Source organism: Anaerofustis sp. (assembly GCF_019420015.1).
GTDB lineage: Bacteria > Bacillota > Clostridia > Eubacteriales > Anaerofustaceae > Anaerofustis.
In genome coordinates this window covers 1-5,025 of record NZ_JAHZIA010000014.1, presented here as the reverse complement: position 1 = coordinate 5,025, position 5,025 = coordinate 1, and the positions used below count along the sequence as shown (strand labels likewise).

General features: G+C 36.4%; 4 protein-coding genes. 1 reads left to right on the top strand and 3 read right to left on the bottom strand.

All coding sequences use genetic code 11. The features are described 5' to 3' along the window. The coding region (locus tag QZ357_RS03900) for a manganese catalase family protein (protein ID WP_290772030.1) at window positions 1-309 on the bottom strand (309 nt) is incomplete at its 3' end. Between the two features lie 57 nt (window positions 310-366). Further along, the gene (locus QZ357_RS03895; protein ID WP_290772028.1) at window positions 367-1,266 is read right to left on the bottom strand and encodes an SDR family oxidoreductase; all 900 of its coding nucleotides are present in this window, start codon (window positions 1,264-1,266) and stop codon (window positions 367-369) included. 258 nt (window positions 1,267-1,524) lie between these two features. Between QZ357_RS03895 and QZ357_RS03890 the strand changes: the two genes are divergently transcribed. Then, window positions 1,525-4,428, top strand: a complete 2,904-nt coding sequence (locus QZ357_RS03890; protein ID WP_290772026.1) for a C1 family peptidase — start codon at window positions 1,525-1,527, stop codon at window positions 4,426-4,428. Between the two features lie 157 nt (window positions 4,429-4,585). Here QZ357_RS03890 and QZ357_RS03885 read toward each other — a convergent pair. Further along, on the bottom strand, window positions 4,586-5,025 hold a 440-nt coding region (locus tag QZ357_RS03885; protein WP_290772023.1), incomplete at its 5' end, for an amidohydrolase family protein.

Sequence of the window (5,025 nt, the reverse complement as noted above, 5' to 3'; positions counted from 1 at the left end):
GTTTAAACCAAGCAATACATGAGTTTCAATTTCTCCTGCAGGTACAGCTTCTGCGTCAACATCATGACCGTTTAGCATGTTAATTGTTTGTGCAACCATTTCCATGTGTCCAAGCTCTTCAGCCGCAATATCAAGAAATAAGTCTTTTATTTCGGGATCCTTGATCCTAAAGCTTTGTGACATATACTGCATAGCGGCTTTCAGTTCTCCGTTTGCTCCGCCAAGCTGTTCCTGCATTAATGCTGCATACTGAGGATTAGGACGTTCTACCGCTACGGGATGAAAAAGCAATTTTTCGTGTTTAAACATAGAAATAACCTCCATTCTTTAAGAGTATTATTTTCATGTTTTTAAGATTTATACTGATTAAGAACCGACTATAGTACCGCCATTCGGGTGAAGTACCTGTCCTGTCATATAGCTTGAATCATCAGATGCAAGAAAAACATAGCATGGTGATACTTCGCATGGCTGACCGGCACGCATCATTGGAACCTTTGAGGTCTTGGTGCCAAAGGTCCGTACTTCCTCCGCTGAAAATGATGAAGGGATCAGAGGTGTCCATATTGGACCGGGCGCAACTGCATTAACACGAATGCCTTTTTCTGCAAGGGACAGAGAGAGTGACCGAGTTAAAGCTACAATAGCGCCTTTAGTAGAGCTGTAATCAATTAAATCCTTATTTCCCTGATATGCAGTAACAGAAGTGGTATTGATAATACAGCCACCTTTTTTCATATAGGGAAGGGCATATTGAATAAGATAGAAAAATGAAAATACGTTATTTCTGAATGTAAATTCCAACTGTTCGTGGGAAATATCAAGAATGCTTCGCTGAACGAACTGCACAGCATGATTATTTACCAGGATATCCAGTTTTCCGAAGCGCTCTATAGTCTTATCTACACAGCTTTTTGCAAATTCGGGATTCTTTAAATCTCCTTTCATAAGCAAGCATTTGCCGCCAAGCTGTTTTATTCTTTCGACAGTTTCTGAGGCATCCTTTTCCTCATCATAGTAGACGATCACAACATCGGCGCCCTCTTTTACAAAATCATAAGCAATGGAACGGCCGATTCCGCTGTCTCCGCCTGTAATTAACGATACTTTGTTTTCAAGTTTCCGGCAAGGCCTTCCGCATTCAGAAATAGGACGAGGATTCATTAAATATTCATATCCGGGCTGTCTGTTCTGATGTTGAGGCGGAAAGGATAATGGAACATCCTTGCAATCTGTTATATAACCGTATTTGTTATTTTGATTCATTAGCATTACCTCCCATATATAATATGCGTTAAAACACAACTAGGAATCGGAACAATGATTTATTAATAAAAAACTTAGTAAAAGTTATACGGTTATAACCATTTTGTTTTAAATTAAATTGCCTTTATACTATTTGACTAAAAGCAACAAATTACTGTGCGATATATCGAATATTTAAAATTTGATTAAAAAATATTGCACTAATTAACAGTTTACAGGATTATTAATTATATATAAAATTTAAGGGGGAAAATAATAATGAAATTAAAGTGCATAAGTGTGAAAAAAGCAATTTTATCATCACTGCTTGCATTGTTTACTGTAACCATAGTAGGATTCAGTAATTCATATCAAGTTAAAGCTGAAGAAGCAGAGCAATATGCATTGGGATGCATCCCGGATGATGAAAGCGTATTAGAGTCCTTGCAAATTGCTAAGAATTCACCGAAAGCGGCTAATGATAGCTTGCCACGTTCTGTAGACTTGGAGTCAAAAATGCCTTCTCCGGGAAATCAGGGACAGCAAGGAAGCTGTACAGCATGGGCAGTAGCTTATGCTGCAAAATCATATCAGGAAAATCAAGAACATTCTTGGGTTACCAATGGGTGGAGTACAAAAACCGAATTTAGTCCTGCATATTTATATAATCAAATTAACGGCGGTGTGGATAAAGGTTCAAATATTTTAGTGGCTATGAGAACAATAAAAGAAAAAGGTATTTGTTCACTTTATGATATGCCATATAATCAAAACGATTATTTAACACAGCCTAATACATATCAAAATGAGAGAGCGTCAAATTTTAAAATTTCCTCGTATTATACGGTAAAAGGTGCTGACGCTGTAAAGGCAGAGCTTGCTGACGGAAATCCTGTGGTAATATCAATTCCTGTCTATGGTGATTTTGATGATCTAGATGCAAGCAACCCGATTTATGATAAAGTTGAAGGCACAAGCAGGGGCAGACATGCTATTTGTTTAATCGGATATGATGATAACAAAAAGGCATTCAAGCTTATCAATTCATGGGGCGATTATGGAAATTGGGGAGTTAAAGGCAGTTATTATAATAAATATGGTTACGGATATATATCATACGATTTATTTGAAAGATCAGATGTAAGCAGCGGTTGGGGATATGTAATGTCAGATGCCGTTCAGCATTATGAAAGTAATCCATATGAAGTTAAAGCTTTAAAGAGCATTAATGTCTATAGTGATACAGAATTGAAGACAACAGTAAAAACTATATCTGCCGGAACGAGTATAAAGGTGAAAAGCTATATTGCAGCATCAAATGGAAATCCTCCGGTTTTGAGAGTTGAAGACGGTTACATTACTGCAAAAACAGATATGACAGAGAAAACAAGTGAATATCCTGTGGTGTATGAAGGACCTTGTGAATTTAATGAGATTAACATATATGAACTTGGAAAATCAATTGAAGGTTCAAAGCTAAGGATCACCTATATTTCTGATTGCGAAAAAGGAGAACGTGCTGTTGGCATTGCAGCAAGATCTGAGCTCAATGCGAAATGGCTGGAATCAAGTGATCATATATCACTTCTCTCAGATGGATATGGTGTAGAATCTGTAGTAGAAATATCATATGATGAGCTGATAAGCTATGCAGACCTTGATAATTATGATTTACATGCCATAATATTCAGAGATTGGGGACTTAAGAAAAATACTAATATAAAGATTGAGCTTATTACTCCAAAAGTTGAAGAGAACGTTACAGAAGTGTATAACGATCAACTGGCGTATGATATGTGTCTTTCACCATATGAATTAGGAAAAAATATTAACGGCTCTAAAATTCGTTTTACATATTATTTAAATACAAATGAAAAAGAACAGGTATTAGGTTTTTTATGTCATGGAAAAGATAAAACGATACAATACGGTAAATCAGGACTGGATTCAGGAGGATCTGAACGAGAAGTTACAGTTACCTTTACTTATGAAGATTTTATAGACTATTTAGGTTTTGAAGGAGATATTGATTATTTTGAATTAAGAAACTGGAAAATCAAAGGAACAAATTTAAAAATAGAACTTTTGACTCCGGCAGAAGAAATATCATCTTCAACAGTTTTTGATGGTGATATTGGTTATTGTAGTTTTGTTAGATGTTTTCCTTTTGAATTAGGGAAAAGTATTGATAATTCCAAAATTCGCATAACTTTTACTTCTGACCAATCGGTCAATTGGCGAATATTTGGGATTTCAGGAAGCGAAAAAAGTGTTGGCAAATGGGTATACGGTGAAAACTCAATTTATTCAAAAGGAAAGAATAAGGAAACAATATTAGTTTTTAATTATAATGATTTTGTTAAATATGTGGGAATAGGAGATGAGCTTGCATTTTTTAATTTCCAGGATTGGGGATTATCTCATATAAAAATAGAAGTTTTATCACCTGTGTTAGATGAAAAGGCAAATGTTATTTTTAATGGGAAGATTAATTTAACAGAATTCACACCTGAACAATTAGGCAAAAATATAGATGGTGCAAAAATTCGGATAACTTATACTGCAAATAAAGATGTATGCAACAGAGTTTTAGCAGTATCAGGAAAACAAAAAGATACATGGAAATGGGTACAAAATGAATATGCCTTCCTTTCAAAAGGTGTAAATGAAGAAGTGACACTTGTTTTGTCATATAGGGACTTTGTAGATTACATTGGCATTGGTGATAATGTGGAATGCTTTGTATTTCAGGATTGGGGACTTGCCAGCGACAAAGATACAATGATTGAACTTATTATTCCTGTAAATGTTACTACACTTTATGATGATGTAATAGAGCAATGGGACAACGTCACATTTACACCGCAGCAATTAGGCAAAGACATTGACGGAGCATTGATTCGATTTACTTATTACTCAGATGAAAATGCAGCAGTAGGTTCAGATGTTCTTGGCCTTGCCGGAAAAGCAAATGACGCTGCTGAGACATGGGTTCAATCAGGAAAGAACCCGGCATTTACGACGCAGGGCTATGGTATCAAAAACATTCAGATATTAAGCTATGATGAGTTAGTAACACTGGCAGACATTGGCACGGATGTACGCTATTATGCTTTTTGTAATTGGGGACTTGATCCTTATCACAATGTAAAGATTGAGCTTATTACCCCGGTACAATTATAAATTGCAGTCTTGAGGGTGCGCCGCTAAGGAACACTTCACACAAAAAAGTGTCCCTTTTTCGGATTCCGTCGATTGCACAAAATAACCAATATAGAATTATAAAAAAATGCACAATCCGAATTTATGTTTCGGGTTGTGCATTTGTTTTTATTTTCTTCTATTTTGAATACTCTGTGATAATCTCATTTGCCTTTGCATAAATTCTTTCAGCCTCTTCGCCGATATTGAATTTACCGTCCTCATATAGGATCTTGCCTGCGCACATAGTTAGCTTTACATTCTGCTTTGAACCGCTGTATACAATGTTTTTGCCAATATTATTCAAAGGCTGCATATTAGGCTGATTAAGATCTATTACAATCAGATCCGCCTGCATTCCCTCTGAGATTGAAACGCAGTCATCAAGTCCCATTGCCTTTGCCGAGCCTGATGTTGCCGCAAAAAGCACCTTATCAGCAGGAAACGCAGCCGCATCCTTGTTGGCGATTTTCTGCAAAGCAGTCATAAGGAACATTTCCCTGAACATATCAAGACAGTTGTTGCTTGCAGGACCGTCGGTTCCTAAAGCAAGCTTTACATCCTTTTCCGCCATTCTGC

Bases quoted from the DNA above. Each gene is read 5' to 3' on its own strand.
- QZ357_RS03895 (WP_290772028.1), bottom strand. From the start codon at position 1,266: ATGAATCAAAATAACAAATACGGTTATATAACAGATTGCAAGGATGTT.
- QZ357_RS03890 (WP_290772026.1), top strand. From the start codon at position 1,525: ATGAAATTAAAGTGCATAAGTGTGAAAAAAGCAATTTTATCATCACTG.